The sequence below is a fragment of the Mycolicibacterium austroafricanum genome (genome assembly GCF_902705885.1).
Taxonomy (GTDB): domain Bacteria; phylum Actinomycetota; class Actinomycetes; order Mycobacteriales; family Mycobacteriaceae; genus Mycobacterium; species Mycobacterium vanbaalenii_A.
In genome coordinates, this window is record NZ_CACSIP010000001.1 from 26277 (window position 1) to 43830 (window position 17554).

General features: G+C 66.0%; 22 protein-coding genes. 14 read left to right on the plus strand and 8 right to left on the minus strand.

Annotated features, from left to right (window positions below):
- Positions 1 to 84 precede the first annotated feature (84 nt).
- The 4 genes from pstB to pstS all read right to left on the minus strand — a co-directional run bounded on the left by pstB (position 85) and on the right by pstS (position 3967).
- Complete coding sequence (gene pstB, locus BEMPMBAN_RS00150) at positions 85 to 861, minus strand: phosphate ABC transporter ATP-binding protein PstB (RefSeq protein WP_159228404.1); 777 nt, start codon at positions 859 to 861, stop codon at positions 85 to 87.
- 7 nt (positions 862 to 868) lie between these two features.
- The gene (gene pstA, locus BEMPMBAN_RS00155; RefSeq protein ID WP_159228405.1) at positions 869 to 1771 is read right to left on the minus strand and encodes a phosphate ABC transporter permease PstA; all 903 of its coding nucleotides are present in this window, start codon (positions 1769 to 1771) and stop codon (positions 869 to 871) included.
- Positions 1768 to 2736: a phosphate ABC transporter permease subunit PstC gene (pstC, locus tag BEMPMBAN_RS00160; protein WP_159228406.1), complete on the minus strand. Its 969-nt coding sequence runs from the start codon at positions 2734 to 2736 to the stop codon at positions 1768 to 1770. The genes pstA and pstC overlap by 4 nt, the downstream gene beginning before the upstream one ends.
- A 100-nt stretch (positions 2737 to 2836) precedes the next feature.
- The gene (pstS, locus tag BEMPMBAN_RS00165; RefSeq protein WP_159228407.1) at positions 2837 to 3967 is read right to left on the minus strand and encodes a phosphate ABC transporter substrate-binding protein PstS; all 1131 of its coding nucleotides are present in this window, start codon (positions 3965 to 3967) and stop codon (positions 2837 to 2839) included.
- 200 nt (positions 3968 to 4167) lie between these two features.
- Here pstS and BEMPMBAN_RS00170 point away from each other — a divergent pair, with 200 nt between their 5' ends.
- Genes BEMPMBAN_RS00170 through arsA form a run of 7 tightly spaced genes read left to right on the plus strand, consistent with a single transcriptional unit; the run spans position 4168 to position 9642 of the window.
- Positions 4168 to 4845, plus strand: a complete 678-nt coding sequence (locus tag BEMPMBAN_RS00170; protein ID WP_159228408.1) for an arsenate reductase/protein-tyrosine-phosphatase family protein — start codon at positions 4168 to 4170, stop codon at positions 4843 to 4845.
- A 14-nt stretch (positions 4846 to 4859) separates the two neighbouring features.
- The gene (locus BEMPMBAN_RS00175; RefSeq protein WP_159228409.1) at positions 4860 to 5537 is read left to right on the plus strand and encodes an arsenate reductase ArsC; all 678 of its coding nucleotides are present in this window, start codon (positions 4860 to 4862) and stop codon (positions 5535 to 5537) included.
- Between the two features lie 56 nt (positions 5538 to 5593).
- Entirely contained in the window at positions 5594 to 5974 is a 381-nt protein-coding gene (locus BEMPMBAN_RS00180) for an ArsR/SmtB family transcription factor (RefSeq protein ID WP_159228410.1), read from the plus strand.
- The gene (gene arsB, locus BEMPMBAN_RS00185; protein ID WP_159228411.1) at positions 5971 to 7065 is read left to right on the plus strand and encodes an ACR3 family arsenite efflux transporter; all 1095 of its coding nucleotides are present in this window, start codon (positions 5971 to 5973) and stop codon (positions 7063 to 7065) included. Before BEMPMBAN_RS00180 ends, arsB begins: the two co-directional genes overlap by 4 nt.
- Positions 7062 to 7481, plus strand: a complete 420-nt coding sequence (locus BEMPMBAN_RS00190) for an arsenate-mycothiol transferase ArsC (protein WP_272952196.1) — start codon at positions 7062 to 7064, stop codon at positions 7479 to 7481. Before arsB ends, BEMPMBAN_RS00190 begins: the two co-directional genes overlap by 4 nt.
- Positions 7478 to 7879, plus strand: a complete 402-nt coding sequence (gene arsD, locus BEMPMBAN_RS00195; RefSeq protein WP_159228412.1) for an arsenite efflux transporter metallochaperone ArsD — start codon at positions 7478 to 7480, stop codon at positions 7877 to 7879. Before BEMPMBAN_RS00190 ends, arsD begins: the two co-directional genes overlap by 4 nt.
- Positions 7876 to 9642 carry an arsenical pump-driving ATPase gene (gene arsA / locus BEMPMBAN_RS00200; protein ID WP_159228413.1) on the plus strand — a complete coding sequence of 589 codons (1767 nt, stop codon included), beginning with the start codon at positions 7876 to 7878 and terminating at the stop codon, positions 9640 to 9642. The genes arsD and arsA overlap by 4 nt, the downstream gene beginning before the upstream one ends.
- 15 nt (positions 9643 to 9657) lie before the next feature.
- Here arsA and BEMPMBAN_RS00205 read toward each other — a convergent pair whose 3' ends face one another.
- A complete protein-coding gene (locus tag BEMPMBAN_RS00205) occupies positions 9658 to 10011 on the minus strand; it encodes an ArsR/SmtB family transcription factor (RefSeq protein WP_159228414.1) in 354 nt (117 codons plus the stop codon).
- Positions 10012 to 10097: 86 nt separating this feature from the next.
- On the opposite strand from BEMPMBAN_RS00205, the gene BEMPMBAN_RS00210 reads away from it, so the two are divergent.
- Positions 10098 to 11435 carry an NAD(P)-binding domain-containing protein gene (locus BEMPMBAN_RS00210; RefSeq protein ID WP_159228415.1) on the plus strand — a complete coding sequence of 446 codons (1338 nt, stop codon included), beginning with the start codon at positions 10098 to 10100 and terminating at the stop codon, positions 11433 to 11435.
- On the plus strand, positions 11432 to 12664 hold the full coding sequence (locus BEMPMBAN_RS00215) for an MFS transporter (protein WP_159228416.1): 1233 nt from the start codon (positions 11432 to 11434) through the stop codon (positions 12662 to 12664). Before BEMPMBAN_RS00210 ends, BEMPMBAN_RS00215 begins: the two co-directional genes overlap by 4 nt.
- On the opposite strand, the gene BEMPMBAN_RS00220 is transcribed toward BEMPMBAN_RS00215, so the two are convergent.
- From BEMPMBAN_RS00220 to BEMPMBAN_RS00230, 3 genes are read right to left on the minus strand one after another with little or no spacing between them, the layout of a single operon-like run.
- Positions 12639 to 12971, minus strand: coding sequence for a YnfA family protein (locus BEMPMBAN_RS00220; protein ID WP_234897238.1), 333 nt, complete (start codon positions 12969 to 12971; stop codon positions 12639 to 12641). The two genes, BEMPMBAN_RS00215 and BEMPMBAN_RS00220, sit on opposite strands and share 26 nt — an antisense overlap.
- 16 nt (positions 12972 to 12987) lie before the next feature.
- Positions 12988 to 13872 carry a mycothiol synthase gene (mshD, locus tag BEMPMBAN_RS00225; protein ID WP_159228418.1) on the minus strand — a complete coding sequence of 295 codons (885 nt, stop codon included), beginning with the start codon at positions 13870 to 13872 and terminating at the stop codon, positions 12988 to 12990.
- Positions 13869 to 14660: a winged helix-turn-helix transcriptional regulator gene (locus BEMPMBAN_RS00230; RefSeq protein ID WP_159228419.1), complete on the minus strand. Its 792-nt coding sequence runs from the start codon at positions 14658 to 14660 to the stop codon at positions 13869 to 13871. Before BEMPMBAN_RS00230 ends, mshD begins: the two co-directional genes overlap by 4 nt.
- A gap of 161 nt (positions 14661 to 14821) precedes the next feature.
- Between BEMPMBAN_RS00230 and lmeA the strand changes: the two genes are divergently transcribed.
- The 5 genes from lmeA (at position 14822) to BEMPMBAN_RS00250 (ending at position 17537) form a co-directional block, all read left to right on the plus strand.
- Positions 14822 to 15637, plus strand: a complete 816-nt coding sequence (gene lmeA / locus BEMPMBAN_RS00235) for a mannan chain length control protein LmeA (protein WP_234897239.1) — start codon at positions 14822 to 14824, stop codon at positions 15635 to 15637.
- Complete coding sequence (locus BEMPMBAN_RS00240; RefSeq protein WP_159228421.1) at positions 15634 to 16068, plus strand: thioredoxin family protein; 435 nt, start codon at positions 15634 to 15636, stop codon at positions 16066 to 16068. Before lmeA ends, BEMPMBAN_RS00240 begins: the two co-directional genes overlap by 4 nt.
- 29 nt (positions 16069 to 16097) lie before the next feature.
- On the plus strand, positions 16098 to 16190 hold the full coding sequence (locus BEMPMBAN_RS33060) for an Ms5788A family Cys-rich leader peptide (protein WP_353961945.1): 93 nt from the start codon (positions 16098 to 16100) through the stop codon (positions 16188 to 16190).
- Positions 16191 to 16399: 209 nt separating this feature from the next.
- Complete coding sequence (locus BEMPMBAN_RS00245; RefSeq protein ID WP_159228422.1) at positions 16400 to 17233, plus strand: sulfurtransferase; 834 nt, start codon at positions 16400 to 16402, stop codon at positions 17231 to 17233.
- Between the two features lies 1 nt (position 17234).
- On the plus strand, positions 17235 to 17537 hold the full coding sequence (locus BEMPMBAN_RS00250) for a DUF1416 domain-containing protein (RefSeq protein WP_159228423.1): 303 nt from the start codon (positions 17235 to 17237) through the stop codon (positions 17535 to 17537).
- The last annotated feature ends 17 nt before the right edge of the window (positions 17538 to 17554 follow it).

Genomic DNA, 17554 nt, shown 5'->3' on the forward strand with positions numbered 1-17554 from the left:
ACAACGCAAACGGCCCTACACAATTGTGTAGGGCCGTTGTCGTCAGGCGGACTGCGTCGTCACGCGGTCTCGCCTGCGGGCGGGCTATCCGAATCGGCCGGAGATGTAATCCTCAGTGGCCTTCTGGGTGGGGTTGGAGAAGATCTTCTCGGTTTCGTCGATCTCGACAAGCCGACCCGGCTTGCCGGTGGCCTCGAGGTTGAAGAACGCGGTCTGATCGCTGACCCGGGCCGCCTGCTGCATGTTGTGCGTGACGATGACGATCGTGAAATCCTGCTTGAGCTCTGAGATCAGGTCCTCGATCGCCAGCGTGGAGATCGGGTCGAGCGCCGAGCACGGCTCGTCCATCAACAGCACATCGGGCTGCACGGCAATCGCCCGTGCGATGCACAGCCGTTGCTGCTGACCACCGGACAGACCGCCGCCGGGCTTGTCGAGTCGGTCCTTGACCTCATTCCACAGGTTGGCACCCTTGAGGGAACGCTCGGCCACCTCGTCCAGGGTCTTCTTGTTGCGACCACCCTGAAGCTTCAGTCCAGCTACCACGTTGTCTCGAATTGACATGGTAGGGAACGGATTCGGTCGCTGGAAAACCATGCCGATGGTCTTGCGGACGCTCACCGGGTCGATACCCGAGGCGTAGATGTCCTCGCCGTCCAGTAGTACCGATCCCTCGACCCGGGCACCGGGCAGCACTTCGTGCATCCGGTTGAGGGTGCGCAACACGGTCGACTTGCCGCAGCCCGAGGGGCCGATGAACGCCGTGACGCTGCGCGGCAGCACCGACAGCCCCACATCGGCGACGGCGTGGAACGAGCCGTAGTAGATGTTCAGATCTTTGAGATCCAGTCGCTTGGCCATGAGGCTCCTAAACTCGGTTCCGCGTCAGGTATCGGTTGATGAATGCAGCGCCGAGGTAAAGCGCCGCGATGATTGCGATCAGGGTCAACGCGGCGCCCCAGACCCGCAGGACGCCGGCCGCTTCCGGATTGACGAGCTCGGTGAAGATCAGCAGTGGCAGCGACGCCATGTTGCCTTCGAAGGCGTCGAAGTTGATCGACCTGCTGTAGCCGACGAGCACCAGTACCGGCGCTGTCTCGCCCATCACCCGGGCGAGTGCGAGCAGGATGCCGCTGATCATTCCCGGCAACGCCGTGGGCACGACGACCCGCACGATGGTCTTCCACTTCGGAATCCCCAACGCGTACGACGCTTCTCGCAGTTCGTCAGGGACGAGTTTCAGCATTTCCTCGGTGTTGCGGACCACCACCGGAAGCATCAGCAGCACCAGGGCCAGGGACACCGCGAAGGCGCTCTGCTCGAATCCGAGGGTCGCGATCCACAGCGCGAAGATGAAGAGCGCTGCCACGATCGAGGGCACCCCGGCGAGGATGTCGACCATGAACGTGGTGACCTTCGCGAGCCGGCCCCCGCCGTATTCGACCAGGTACACCGCGGCCATGACGCCCAACGGCACCGAGAGGAGCGCGGCGATCGCCGCTTGGATCAGGGTGCCGTAGATCGCGTGGTAGACACCGCCGGCCATCTGCTCCGGCAACACTCCGGATAGCGAGTTGGTCCACCATGTCGACGAGAGGACCGCGGTGATGCCCTTGGCGACCACGGTGTAGATGAGCCAGACCAACGGGATCATCGCCAGCACGAACGCCGCGGTGAACAGTGCGGTGGCGATCCGATTCTTGAGCTTTCGACTGGTGCTGACCGGGTGAAAGGTGGGCCCTTTCACCGCGTGGTCGAGTGTTGCCGTCATCCTCCGCTGACCCTTCCGCCGGCCGCGGCCCGGGCCAGCGCGTTGACGACGAATGTCAGCGCGAAGAGCACGAAGCCGGCGGCGATGTATGCCCCGGTGGGCAGTGGTGCGCTGAACTCCGCTGCCGCAGAAGCAATTTTCGAGGCGAACGTGTACCCGCCGTCGAACAGTGACCATGTCCCGGCCTGCGCGGCGGTGCGCAGGATGATCAGGATGGCGATGGTCTCACCGAGCGCACGTCCCAGACCGAGCATGGACGCCGCGATCATGCCGCTGCGGCCGTACGGGAAGACCGTCATCCGCACGACTTCCCACTTGGTCGCGCCGAGAGCCTGCGCAGCCTCGACGTGGCCCCGTGGGGTGAGAGCAAACACTTCGCGGGTCACCGAGGTGATGATCGGCAGGATCATCACCGCCAGCACGATGCCCGCGGTGAAGATGGTTCCGCCACCCGCTAGCGACACGTTGCCGTCAGAGAACAGGAAGAACCATCCGAGATTGTCGTTGAGGACCGTCGCGACCGGGGTGAGCCAGGGCGCGAGTACGAAGATCCCCCAGAGACCGAACACGATCGACGGCACCGCGGCGAGCAGGTCGACCAGCATGGCGAACGGCCGCGCCAACTGCTTCGGCGCGTAATTGGTCAGGAACGCCGCGATCCCGACGGCGACCGGAACGGCGATCACCAGCGCGAACAGCGAGCTGAGCACGGTGACCTGGAAGAGGTCGCGGATGCCGAAGCGCAGATTGTCGGAGTCGTTGGTGACGAACTCGGTACTGGTGAGGAAGTTGGCCTCGTTGGCCTGCAGCGACGGGATCGCCTTGATGATCAGGAAGAGCGCCATCAGCGCGATCGCGCCGATGATGGTGGCGCCGGCGGCGACCGCGAGGGACTTGAAAACGGTATCGCCCCAGCGTCCATCGCCCCGCCTCAACGCCGACCCGGTCGCAGGTTTGGTGGGCATCTCGGGAGTATCCCCGATCTGCTGTGGGCTCGCCGTAGTTGGCGACGAGCCCACAGCGGTCGAGTCAGGTGGTGTGACTGCCATGGGTGTGGATGTCTACCTAGGTTGTCGCGTTGATGGCGTCAACAGCCTCGGTCAGGCGCGTCTTGAACGCCTCGGGCACCGGGATGTAGCCGTTCTCCTCGAGCCCGTTCTGCCCGTTGCCCAGCGCCGAGTGCATGAACGCCTTGACCGCGGTGGCCACCTCGGGATCCGGGTACTGCGAGCACACGATCTCGTATGCGGCAAGCACGATCGGATACGAACCCGGCTCGGTGGGCATGTAAAACGACGTGGTGTCGAGCACCAGGTCGTTACCCTCGCCCTTGAACTTGACGCCGTCGATGGCCTTGCCCGCCGTCTCCACGCTCAGCTCGACCGGCTCCGGTCCTGCCGAGGTGACGATGTCGGCGATGGCCAGGTTCTGCGCCTTGGCGAACGACCATTCGTTGTAGGTGATGGAACCCGGCGTGCTCGCGATCGCCGCCGAGGTACCCTCGTTGCCCTTCGCGCCCTCGCCGACGCCGCCGGCGAACGACTTGCCTGCACCCTTGCCCCATGCGCCCTCGGACGCCGCATCCAGGTACTGCTGGAAGTTGTCGGTGGTGCCCGACTCGTCGCTGCGGAAGAGCACAGTGATCGGTTCGGCGGGCAGACTGGCGCCCTCGTTCAATGCGGCGATCTCCGGCGCGTCCCAGGTGGCGACGGTGCCGTTGAAGATCTTGGCCAGGGTGGGTCCGTCGAGGACGAGGTTGTCCGCACCCTCGAGGTTGTAGGTGATCGCGATCGGGCCGAAGACAGCAGGCAGGTTCCACGCCTCACTGCCACCGCAACGCTCCGCGGCCCGCTCGACCTCACCCTTCTCCGCGTTCAGCGGCGAGTCCGACCCACCGAAGTCGGTCTGCCCGCCGAGGAACTCAGAGACCCCGGCACCGGACCCGCTGGAGGTGTAGTCCAGCGTGTAGCCGGGGCAGTCCTGCTCGTAGGCGTTGATGAAGCGGGTCATCGCGTTGGCCTGTGCGGACGAGCCACTGGCCTTCAGTGACTCCTTGCCACCGCATTCCCCCGCGGGAGCAGATCCGGTGTCGCCCGAGTCCGAGGCGGTCGTGTTGTTGTCACTACCGCACGCTGACAGCAACAGGGTGCCGGCGGCAAGCACGCCGAGCGCGGCACCAGTTCGTTTGGCCTTCACGAAGCTCCTTCAAAGACGGGATACGGGGAGACGCACGTCGCGTCGAGCAGAACTCTCGCTGCTCGGCTGTGAACCTAAGGGCTGCCCGTGAATCAGCGCCCTACGGATGGTGAACGAGAGATGAACCGGCATCGGGGGTGAGACGACGATCTCGCCACAGGGGTTGACCTGACCAATTTGACTCAGTAACTATTGAGTCAATGTCTGTTGAGCTGAATTCGAGTGCGGCGGATCGCGCTGTTGTTTTTGCGGCGCTCGCCGACCCCGCCAGGCTGGCAATCGTCGATCATCTGATGGTGGCGGATGCTTCCCCGTCGGAACTGAGCGCTGTCCTGGGCATCCCGTCAAACCTGCTGGCCCATCATCTGGGTGTGCTCAAGAAGAGCCGGCTCGTCCGACAGAGCCGCTCGGAAGCCGACGGCCGCCGCACCTACCTGCGCCTCGACCACGCCGTCCTGGAGGCGCTGGTGCCAACCGGACACCAGCGGGCCGATCGCGTGGTGTTCGTGTGCACGCAGAACTCCGCTCGCAGCCAACTCGCCGCAGCCATCTGGAACCGGCGCAGCGAAGTGCCCGCCACCTCCGCCGGCACTCACCCAGCCACGCAGATCCATCCCGGGGCGCTGTCCGCCGCCCGCCGCCACCACCTACACCTGCGCCCGCAGATCCCGCGTTATCTCGGTGACGTGCTGGCAGTCGGCGATCTCGTCGTCGCAGTCTGCGACAACGCCCACGAGGAGCTACCCGCTGAACTCACCCGCCTGCACTGGTCGGTCGCCGACCCCACCCGTACCGAGCGGGCCGGTGCCTTTGATGCGGCCGTCCACGACCTCACCGAACGAATTCACCATCTCGCGCCCATGTTGAAGACCGCCTGACAAGGAGAACCGCCATGACCGACCACCTCGCCCCAGCCGCCCATCCGCACTTGCGACGCGACCTGTCCATCGACCAGAAACTGGCGATGAAGTCTGCGGCGACCCAGTTGGAGAAGGAGTTCGACGGCATCTACGGTGTCGAGACCATAGAACGCTTCCTGCATTCGTCCTACGACCAGTTTGCCGGTCGCGCAAGCGTCCCGAACTTCCTTCCACTACTCGCCGAACGTTTTGCCCGGCAACGCCTTCGAGCCTTGGCCAAGGTCGAGGGCAAGCACCACGACGGCAAGCCGACCGTACTGTTCCTCTGCACCCACAACGCCGGACGGTCGCAGATGGCGATGGGCTTCTTCACTCAGATGGCGGGTGACGCCGCCGTCGCGTGGTCCGGTGGCTCCGAACCCGGCAACGAGGTCAACCCGGCGGCGGTCGCGGCCATGGCCGAGCGCGGCATCGACATCTCCCGCGAGTACCCGAAGCCGTGGACCGATGAGATCGTGCGCGCGGCCGATGTGATCATCACGATGGGTTGCGGCGACGCCTGCCCGGTGTTCCCCGGGCTTCGCTACGAAGAATGGAAGCTCGACGATCCGGCCGGCCAGAGCGTGGAGGACGTCAGGCCGATCCGCGACGACATCGAGGAACGTGTGCGCAGACTGCTCGCCGAACTCGACGTCCCCGTCCTCGGCTGACCGGTTTCGACGGCGCGCAGTTTGTCCATGGGTTAGATATCTGTCAATATAGACAAATGTCGAAGTCATCTCTTCTGCGCGCCGACGAGTCCATCGGCCGAACAGCACTCGACGAAACCGCCTGCGTACCTCTTGCCCGGATGTTCAAAGCTCTCGGCGACCCGGTCCGGTTACGCCTGCTGAGCCTGATCGCCAGCCATCCGGGTGGCGAAGCGTGTGTGTGCGACATCTCCGCAACGTTCGACCTGTCCCAACCGACGATTTCCCACCATCTCAAGGTGCTTAGGTCCGCCGGAATCCTGGATAGCGAACGACGCGGCTCCTGGGTCTACTACCGGGCCATTCCCGAAGCGCTGCACCAGCTTTCGATGATTCTCCAGATCGAAGGCGGAATCCCGACAACATCTGACGCCTGCATCGAGGAGATTGTGCGATGAGCACCCCCACCACCGCCGACCATCCCGCAGTGGTCAAGAAGCTCTCCACCCTGGATCGGCTGTTGCCGCTGTGGATCGGCTTGGCCATGGTCGCGGGGTTGCTATTCGGCCGAATGATCCCCGGTCTCGGCGAGGCGTTGAGTGCAGTGGAGTTCGACGGGGTTTCGCTCCCCATCGCCATCGGCCTGCTCGTCATGATGTACCCGGTACTGGCCAAGGTCCGCTACGACCGACTCGACACCGTTACTGGTGACCGCAGACTGCTGGTGTCGTCACTGGTGCTGAACTGGGTGTTCGGTCCGGCGTTGATGTTCGCGTTGGCGTGGCTGATGCTTCCGGACCTGCCGGAGTACCGCACCGGCCTGATCATCGTCGGCCTCGCCCGCTGCATCGCGATGGTGATCATCTGGAACGATCTGGCATGTGGTGACCGGGAGGCCGCCGCCGTGCTCGTCGCGATCAACTCGGTGTTCCAGGTGTTCATGTTCGCGGTCCTGGGCTGGTTCTATCTTTCGGTGCTGCCGGGTTGGCTCGGACTCGAGCAGACCACGATCGACACCTCGGTGTGGCAGATCGCCAAGTCGGTGCTCATCTTCCTCGGGATTCCACTGCTGGCCGGATACCTGACCCGGCGGTTCGGCGAGAAGGCCAAGGGTCGCGAGTGGTACGAGAGCACGTTCCTGCCCAGGATCGGGCCGTGGGCGCTCTACGGATTGCTGTTCACCATCGTGATTCTCTTTGCGCTGCAAGGCGACCAGATCATCTCCAGCCCGTGGGACGTCGCACGGATCGCGCTGCCGCTGCTGGCCTACTTCGCCATCATGTGGGGCGGTGGCTTCGTCCTCGGTGCCGTGATCGGTTTGGGCTACGACCGCACGACCACTCTTGCGTTCACCGCCGCCGGCAACAACTTCGAGTTGGCGATCGCGGTCGCCATTGCCACCTTCGGGGTGACCTCCGGGCAGGCCCTGGCCGGGGTCGTCGGTCCGCTGATCGAAGTGCCCGTGTTGGTGGCTCTGGTGTACGTGTCGCTGGCGCTCAGAGGGCGCTTCGCGCAACGTGATTCCACCGTGATCGAGACGAAACCGTGACGCACCGGCCGTCCGTGCTGTTCGTCTGCGTGAAGAACGGCGGTAAGTCGCAGATGGCTGCGGGGCTGATGCGCCAGCTCGCCGGCGACACGGTGGACGTGCATTCCGCAGGGACCAAACCGGGAGCGTCGGTCAATGCGCTGTCGGCGGACAGCCTGCGCGAAGTCGGTGTCGACATCAGCGGCGAAACACCGACACTGGTTGATCCACAAATTGTTCGGGATGTCGACGTGGTCGTGATCCTGGGACGAGAGGCTCAGCTGGAACCGGTGCCCGGCACCGAATTCCAGAACTGGGACACCGACGAACCATCTGAGCGTGGCATCGACGGCATCGATCGGATGCGCCTGGTGCGCGACGATATCGCGGTCCGGGTCACCGAGCTTCTAGCCCAACTGAAAGAGACGGTCCCATGAGCAAGGTCGAAGTATTCGAACCCGCGCTGTGTTGCGCCACCGGCGTCTGCGGCGAGGACGTGGACCAGCAGCTGGTGATGTTCTCTGCGGACCTGGATTTCGTCTGCAGCCGCGGCGGCGACGTCTCCCGCTACAACCTGGCGAGCGAGCCGCAGACCTTTGCGGAGAACGACACGGTGCGGGCTTTTCTTCACGTCGCGGGATCCGGCGGGTTGCCGTTGATCTTGGTCGACGGCGTCACCGCGATGACCGGCCGATACCCCGATCGAGCCCAGCTCGCCGCCTGGGCCGGCGTCGAACCGGCTGCCGACATGAACCTGCTCGACACCACGACCGCCGAGGACAGCTGCTGCAGCAGCGACGGTTCCAGCACCACCGGCTGCTGCCAGAACCCGTGAAGTTCCTTGATACCGCGCCGCGGTTTCTGTTCTTCACCGGCAAGGGCGGGGTCGGCAAGACCTCCATCGCATGCGCCGCCGCGATCCACCTGACCGGCCGCGGCAGAAACGTTCTGCTGGTCAGCACCGACCCGGCGTCCAACGTGGGCCAGGTCTTCGGGATCACGATCGGCAACACCATCACCGCCATCCCCGCAGTCGAAGGGCTTTCCGCCCTCGAGATCGACCCCGACCAGGCGGCTGAGGCCTACCGGGAACGCATCGTCGGCCCCGTGCGCGGATTGTTGCCCGACGACGAGCTCAGGTCGATCACCGAACAACTCTCCGGCTCCTGCACCACCGAGATCGCCTCCTTCAACGAATTCACGGAACTGCTCACCGATTCCGATGGTCCGGTCGGCCAGTTCGATCATGTGCTGTTCGACACCGCACCGACCGGGCACACCATTCGGTTGCTGCAATTGCCCGGCTCGTGGACAGACTTCCTCACCGCAGGCAAGGGCGACGCGTCGTGTCTGGGACCGCTGTCGGGACTCGACAAACAGCGGGACCTCTACGCCGGCGCGGTCGCAGCGTTGGCAGACCCGCAGCGCACCCGTCTCGTGCTCGTGGCCCGCGCCCAGCGCTCAGCGCTCGCCGAAATCGCCCGCACTCAGCGCGAACTGACCGTCATCGGCCTAACCCACCAGTACGTCGTGATCAACGGCGTGCTGCCCGCCTCCGCGGGAGACTGCGACCCGCTCGCCGCGGCGCTCCATGCGCGTGAACAGCAAGCCATCTCAGACCTTCCCGGCGAACTGCGTTCGCTACCCCTTGATCAGGTCGAGCTCAAGGACACCAATATCGTCGGATTGGAAGCGCTGGCATCGCTGTTCGATTCGGCCGCGGGCACACCGGACGCCGACGAGGAGACGGCCCTCGACCTGGCGGACGCCCCACTGGCAGCACTGATCGACGAACTCGCTGCCGCCGAGCACGGTTTGATCATGTGCATGGGGAAGGGTGGTGTCGGCAAGACCACCGTCGCCGCGGCGATCGCCGTCGCCCTGGCCGACCGTGGGCATCCGGTGCACCTGACCACCACCGACCCCGCGGGACACCTGACCGACATGATTCACGGCTCGATGGAGACCTTGCACGTCTCGAGCATCGACCCGGCAGAGGCCACCCGCGCCTACCGCGACCATGTGCTCGCCACGAAGGGAGCTGCACTCGATGACCAGGGACGCAGGATGCTCGAAGAGGATCTCCGCTCGCCGTGCACTGAGGAAGTCGCTGTGTTCCAAGCATTCTCGCGAGTGATCGGGGAATCGCGACACAAGTTCGTCGTTGTTGATACCGCACCGACCGGACACACCCTGCTGCTATTGGATGCCACCGGCTCGTATCACCGCGAGGTCGCCCGTCAACTGGGTGACCGCCAGTTCACCACTCCGCTGATGCGCCTACAGGATCCTGACCACACCAAAGTCATCATCGTCACTCTGGCCGAAACCACGCCAGTCCTCGAGGCCACCGGTCTCGAGGAGGAACTCGAACGCGCCCAGATCCGCCCGTGGGCCTGGGTGGTCAACAACTCGCTGGCCGCCGCGCAGCCGACGTCACCGCTGCTCCGTCGGCGAGCTGTCGCCGAACTGCCCGAGATCGACAAGGTGCGATCCGGCCACGCGCAGCGGGTTGCGGTGGTGCCGCTGTTGGCTGCCGAGCCCGTCGGCATTCCCGCCCTGGAAGCGCTTACCGGGTCGCGAGCCGCCGCGCCATGACCGACACCGCTGTCATCATCCCGGCGCGACCGCCCTGGCGAGCCGGTCCAGGGTGTCGTCGTTGACGCGGTAGTACGCCCACTTGCCGCGTTGTTCGCGCTCGATCAACCCGGCTCCGACGAGCAATTTCATGTGGTGTGACACCGTCGGCTGGCTGAGGCCCAGCGGAGCAGTCAGGTCACAGACGCACGCCTCACCACCCTCGCTCGCGGCGATCAGCGACAGCAGCTTGACCCGGGCCGGATCGGCCATCGCCTTGAAGACCCCGGCGAGTTGCTCGGCTGCGGCGTCGGCGAGGATTCCGCCGGTCAACGGCGAGCAACAGGCCTCGACTCCATCAACAGCTTCGAGGGTGACTGAGCGGCTCATGACACGATCATGCCACACATATTGACAAACTTCGATGCATCACGCATGGTGCAATAGATTGAAGTTCATCGATGCGAGGAGTGAGGATGTCCGACCTGCCCGTTGTTGTCATCGGGGCCGGCCCCCAGGGACTGGCCGCGGCCGCTCACCTATTGGAGCGGGGCCTGCAACCCGTGGTTCTCGAGTCGGGCACCGGCCCCGGCGCCGCGGTGGCCCAGTGGTCACACGTTCGGACCTTCTCCCCGTGGCCGGAACTCGTGGACGCCGCAGCCACGCGGTTGCTCGCACGACACGGCTGGGTCGCTCCCTCGACGGGGTACCCCACCGGCGGCGAGTGGATCAGCGGCTACCTGACCCCACTGGCCGACGCGCTCGGTGATCACGTGCGCTATCGCACCAGGGTCACCGGAGTGTCGCGACAGGGCCACGACCGCGTGCTGACCAAGGACCGCGACGAGGCACCGTTCGTGGTGCACGTCGTCGACCACCACGGACACGAGTCGACGTTGTCAGCCCGCGCGGTCGTCGACGCCTCAGGTACCTGGTCGCAACCGAATCCTGCCGGCGCCGATGGACTTCCAGCTCTCGGGGAGGCGGCGGCCGCGTCGGCGGGTGTCGTGACCCACACCCCGCCTGCACCCGAGAACTCGGCAGCCCGGGCCGGTCAACACGTCATCGTCGTGGGCAGCGGCCATTCGGCGATGACGGCGGTCATCGAACTCGCCGAAGTGGCACGGCAGCACCCCGCGACCCGGGTGACCTGGGTCCTTCGTCGCGGCAGCATCGGGGATACCTTCGGCGGCGGAGAGTCGGACGCTCTGCCACAACGCGGCGCACTGGGCACCCGCGTCCACGCCGCGGTGAACGCGGGACTTGTGCAGATGGTCACCGGATTCCGCACGGAACGGATCGCTGTGGAGAGCGGACGGGCCACCCTGATCGCCGAGGACGGCCGAACCCTGTCCGCCGCCGACCAGGTCATCGTGCTGACCGGTTTCCGGCCCGATCTGTCCTTCCTGTCGGAGCTTCGCCTGGAACTGGACCCCGTCCTGCAGGCGCCGCTGAAGCTCGCACCCGAGATCGACCCCAACCTGCATTCCTGCGGCAGCGTTCCCCCGCACGGCGCCGCCGAACTCGCCCATCCGGAAGAGCCGGGACTGTTCCTGGTCGGCATGAAGTCATACGGGCGAGCCCCCACCTTCCTCGCGTTGACCGGCTATGAGCAGGTGCGCAGTGTGGCAGCAGAACTGAGCGGCGATCATGACAGTGCCGGCCGGGTCGAACTGGTGCTGCCCGAAACCGGCGTGTGCACCGGCGCCGGCCTGCCCGACGCACCGGCCGAGGCGCACCAGGGCGGCTGCGGCGGACCCACCCAAGCCGACGTGTCGCCACTGTCGTCGGAGCTCGACCCGATTGACGCGTGACGCAAGTCCAGAGCGAGAGCACGGCCGCAGCCCCCGGTGTGGGGCTGCGCGCTGTGTTGCTCACCCTGTGTGTCACGGAGATCACCAGCTGGGGGGTGCTCTACTACGCATTCGCCGTGCTGTCGCCGGATATCAGTGCCGACACCGGTTGGTCCGCCGCGGCGGTCACCGCAGCGTTTTCCACCGGCCTGGTGGTCTCAGCGGTGGCCGGCATCGCCGTCGGACGTTGGCTGGACCGGTACGGACCACGCGGCGTCATGACCACCGGGTCGGTGCTGGGCGCCGCAGCCCTCTGCGGGATCGCAACCGCCCCCAACTACTGGTGGTTTCTCACCGCCTGGGTTGTCGCCGGGCTCGCGATGAGCGGGGTGTTCTACGCGCCGGCCTTCGCCGCGCTGACGCGCTGGTACGGACATCAGGCAGTCGGCGCGTTGACGGTCCTGACGTTGGTGGCTGGGCTGGCCAGCACGGTGTTCGCGCCGCTGACCGCCGTGCTCGCCTCCCAGATGGATTGGCGGAACACGTATCTGGCCCTCGCCGGGGTGCTGGCCGTCGTCACGATTCCGGCGCACGCCCTCGGCTTGCGCCGCACCTGGCCCCACCTCGATCACTCACATCCGGTCGCGTCGCCAGGGACGACGGCCCGCAGTCGTCCATTCGTCGTCCTGACCGTGGCGTACGCGATGGCGGCCTGCGCGTCCTACGCCGTCATCGTCAACCTCGTCCCGTTGATGCACCAGCGCGGCATCAGCACGGGGGCGGCCGCGGTCGCGCTGGGGTTGGGTGGCGTGGGCCAGGTGCTGGGCAGGCTCGGCTACCGCACGCTGGTCCGCCGGGTCAGCGTGGTGCCACGCACCGTGCTCGTCATGGCCGCGGTGGCGGTCACGACGGTGTTGATCGGGGTATTCACCTCGCTGGCGGTTCTGGTGGTCGTGGCCGTCGCCGCCGGGGTGGCGCGCGGGGTGATGACACTGCTCCAGGCCACGGCGGTCACCGAACGTTGGGGCATCACCCATTACGGCCACCTGAGCGGGATCCTGTCCGCACCGGTCATGATCACCACGGCCCTCGGCCCGTTCATCGGCGCCGCCCTGGCCGGTCTGCTCGGCGGCTACGGCGCCATGTTCGTCGTACTCGGTGTTGTCGCAGCGATGGCGGCGCTGTTGGCGGGAGCTTCCGGTGTCGGCCGACAGCGTTCACTGTTCAGTGTGCGCGAGGCACGTACATGATCACCGCGACCCCGAGCAGGCAGATCAGCGCACCCACGACATCCCACCGGTCCGGCCGGAATCCGTCGAGGGCCACCCCCCACAACAACGAGCCCGCGACGAACACGCCGCCGTAAGCGGCAAGGATGCGGCCGAAGTGGGCATCGGGTTGCAACGTCGCGACGAAGCCGTACGCCCCCAACGCCAAGACCCCGAACCCGACCCACATCCAGCCTCGATGTTCCCGCACTCCCTGCCAGACCAGCCAGGCCCCGCCGATCTCGAACAGGGCCGCGACGACGAACAACGCGACCGACCTCGCCACCATCAAGCCATCCCCCGGTTCACGGAGCGGATGCGTATGCCGTGTCGGTGCTGTACACGGTGAACCCGAGCCGTTCGTAGGTGCGCACCGCAGCGGTGTTGTCGGATTCGACGTAGAGCATGACGGTGGGCTCGTCCGCATCGGCCAGCCGCTGGGCCAGTGATGCCATCCCCACGACGGTGAGGGTTCGCCCCAGACCCATCCCCTGGGCTGCTGGGTCAACACCGACGACATACACCTCGCCGACACCGGGCTTGTCGAGATGCACCTTGGTCCAATGGAACCCGAGCAATCGCTCGCCGGTGCGATCGAAGGCCAGAAACAACCCGTCAGGGTCGAACCATGCCTCACCCCGGCGCTCGGCGATCTCCGCGTCGGTCCAGCCGCCCTGCTCGGGATGCCAGGAGAACGCCGCGTTGTTCACCCGCAGGAGTTCGGCGTCATCGGCCGGACCGGCATACGAACGGATCTGCACGCCGTCGGGGACGGCGGCGTCCGGGACGTCCCGCAGCGGGCGCCGCATCTGCAGCAACCGGCGGACCGGGGTCAATTCGAGCGCGGCCGCTGTCGCTTCCGCGGCGGCCAGCGTGCCGTGCGCCCAGAACCGGCCGCGTCCCTGCGTCCGGTCCAGAGCCGCGCGGATCAGTGCGGTCCCGGTTCCCTTCCTGCGGGCCCGCGGAGCCACCACCAGCTCGGCCATCTCCGGCGCCAGGTTCAGATAGCCGGTGACTTCGCCCACCTCGTCGACCGCGATCAGGTGCTGGGTGCGATCGTGCGCCAACTCCCGCAGGACCTGTTCCCCGACCGGAGGCACCGCATCAAAATCCGTTGCGGCGGCGATGATCTCACGCACCGCCTGCTGCTCGGCGGCGGACAGCTTCGGGCGCCAGTCGGTCCGGCTCACTTACTGTGCAGGTGGTCGGCAAGGGGGGTCGGCACACCATCCGGAATGTGGCCGTAGTCAGCGTCCTCCGGTTCATCCAGATCGTCAGGGACTTCCGGTTCAGCCGTGGACGACCGACCGCGCGCCGGCCGGACCGCCTTGTAACCGACGTTGCGCACGGTGCCGATCAGCGATTCGTATTCGGTGCCGAGCTTCGCGCGCAGTCGCCGCACGTGCACGTCGACGGTGCGGGTGCCCCCGAAGAAGTCGTACCCCCACACCTCCTGGAGGAGCTGGGCCCGGGTGAACACCCGCCCGGCGTGCTGAGCAAGGTACTTCAGCAGCTCGAATTCCTTGTAGGTGAGATCCAGCGGTTTTCCCCGCAGTCTCGCCGTGTAGGTGCCTTCGTCGATGACGAGCTCGCCCAGGCTGATCTTGCCCTGGTTCTCCTGGCTGGCCATCCCGCCACGGCGCCCCACGAGCAGCCTCAGCCGGGCGTCGATCTCGGCGGGGCCGGTGCTGGGCAGAAGGATCTCGTCCAGACCCCATTCGACGTTGACGGCGACGAGCCCACCTTCGTTGACGACCGCGACCACCGGGACCGACGATCCGGTCGTCCCCAGCAGCCGGCACAGACCGCGCGCGGCGGCCAAGTCGGTGCGCGCATCGACGATCGCCACATCCGCGGTGCCGGCCTCGAGCAGCGACGACACTTCGGTAGGCGCCGTGCGCACGTTGTGAGCCAGTAGCGACAACGAGGGCAGCACCGACTCGGGATGTGGGTCAACCGTCAGTAGCAGTAGATCCAACTGGCCCTCCAACAGCAGTGGAGATCATTCGCCGGGACAACCTTGTCGCGCGGTGACTTCCCAGATTCATGCCTGACACACGGCCGTTACTCGACCGATGGTTCCATAACGATAGCGTGCCACCTACCGTTAAGCGGTGCCGAACCGATCATCATCGTGCGGTGGGCAACAATGTCGGCGTGCGCAAACTCGTCATCAGCGCCTTGGCGACCCTGACCGCGGTGCTGGTCGGCGCCCTCGGCGCGGACTTCGGCGCTGCCATCTATGCTGAATATCGCCTGGCCAGGAGCGTGCGCAGTGCCGCGGACCTGAACTGGGACCCGTCGGTGGCGATCCTGGGTTTCCCGTTCGTACCACAGGCGGCGCGGGCCCACTATGACGAGGTGGAGATCAAGGCGAGTGGTGTTGATCACCCTGTCGTCGGCAAGGAATCGCTGGAGGCGACCCTTCATTCGATCGACCTCGGCGAGAATTCCTGGCTGATCCCCCCCGACGCGACGCTGCACGTGGGCAAGGTGGAGAGCCGGATCATCATCGATTCCACTCACCTCGGCCGCTATCTGGGGGTGATCGACCTGCTCGTGGAGGCGCCCACGGTGGAAACGAACGACTCCACGGGCGGCACCACCGAGTCCGGCATCTCGAGCAACCGCGGGCTCGTCTTCACCGGCACCCCGACCAAGGCGGGATTCGACCAGAAGGTGAGCATCGCGGTCGACCTGTCGATCACCGGGCCCGAGGCCACCACGCTGGTGATGACCGCGACCGGGGTGCTGACCGGACCGGGGACCGCCGATCAGGAGGTGCCGGAGGACCGCCTACCCGAGGTCCTGGCCGCCTTCTCCACGAGCCTTCCCGGCCAGAAACTCCCGTTCGGCATCGCACCCACCAGTGAGGGCGCCCGTGGCTCCGACGTCATCATCGAGGGCATCGCCGAGGACATGACCATCGATCTCGACGACTTCAGGCTGTCATGAGCCCGACCTGGATAGTGGTCATCGCCGCGCTGATCGGGGTGTTCGGCCTGGCGTTCGTGATCAGCAAGCTGCTGACGCTGCGCGCTGCCCTGGCCGCCGCAGGAGCGGCGGCCGAAGCGGAGATCGCCAACATGGACACCAGCGACCTGGGGCTTTCCACGACCGGACCGACCGTCGTGCATTTCACCGCGCAGTGGTGTGCGCCGTGCGTGAGCGTGCGCAAAGTGGTCGATGACGTGTGTGCGGACCTGCCCGCCGTCTCCCACCTGGAGATCGACATGGACGCCAATCCGGAGGCTGCGCGCAAGCTTTCGGTCCTGTCGCTGCCGACGACGTTCGTCTTCGATGCCGATGGCCGGCAGCGCTACCGCACCTCAGGGGTGCCGACCACTTCTGACCTGCGGTCGGCCCTGGAACCGCTGTTGGCTTGATCACCCTGTCATTGGGTAAGCTGTCTCCCGTGTCAGCCCGCCTCGAGCTCTTGCTCACCAAGCGCCGCGCAGTCGATCTGTGCCGCGTCGCGGGTTGTTGCTGTTGTTGTTGCAGCTGCTGAGTAGCCGCGCACTCTTTTTCGCGCCGCACTCTGCGAGCGGGCCCCGGGTCCTGCCGCGTCCAGCCGATCGAAACAACAGGAGCACAACTATGTCGAACACCATCACCATCACCCGGCTGTATCCGCTCGGCGCGCGGCTTCGCACGAAGCTGCGTGGATCCACCCCCGCACTGTCCGCTTCCTGAAAAGCAACCGAAAGGATTTCCTACATGGCACGCTCCGACGTCCTGGTCACAGCCGACTGGGCCGAGAGCAATCTCGACGCGCCGAAGACAGTCTTCGTCGAGGTCGACGAAGACACCAGCGCCTACGACACCGGTCACATCCCGGGGGCGGTGAAGCTCGACTGGAAAACCGATCTGCAGGATCAGGTCAAGCGCGACTTCGTCGACGCCGGGCAGTTCTCCAAGCTGCTGTCCGAGCGCGGCATCGCCAACGACGACACGGTGATCCTCTACGGCGGCAACAACAACTGGTTCGCCGCGTACGCGTACTGGTACTTCAAGCTGTACGGACACCAGGACGTCAAGCTGCTCGACGGCGGCCGCAAGAAGTGGGAACTCGACGCACGTCCGCTGTCCACCGATGCGGTCAACCGCGATCAGACGAGCTACACCGCCAAGGACCCCGACAACACCATCCGCGCCTTCCGCGACGAGGTCATCGCCGCGATCGGAACCAAGAACCTGGTCGACGTGCGATCCCCCGACGAGTTCTCGGGCAAGATCCTCGCCCCGGCGCACCTCCCGCAGGAGCAGAGCCAGCGTCCCGGCCACGTCCCCAGCGCCATCAACGTGCCCTGGAGCAAGGCCGCCAACGAAGACGGCACCTTCAAGTCCGACGAGGACCTCGCCAAGCTCTACGCCGAGGCCGGACTCGACGGCGAGAAGGAGACCATCGCCTACTGCCGCATCGGTGAGCGCTCGTCGCACACCTGGTTCGTGCTGCAGGAGTTGCTGGGACACAAGAACGTCAAGAACTACGACGGCAGTTGGACTGAATACGGCTCCCTGGTGGGTGCCCCGATCGAGTTGGGAAGTTGATATGTGCTCTGCACCGAAACAAGGACTGACGTTGCCGGCGAGCGTTGACCTCGAGAAGGAGACGGTGATCACCGGTCGTGTCGTCGACGGCTCGGGTCAAGGTGTCGCCGGCGCGTTCGTGCGTCTGCTGGACAGCTCCGACGAGTTCACCGCCGAGGTTGTCGCCTCGGCCACCGGCGACTTCCGGTTCTTCGCCGCCCCCGGCACCTGGACGCTGCGCGCCCTGTCGTCGGCCGGCAACGGCGATGCCAGCGTTGCACCGTCCGGCGCGGGCATCCACGAGGTCGACGTCAAGGTCGCCTGACGACGCAGGAGTCAGGC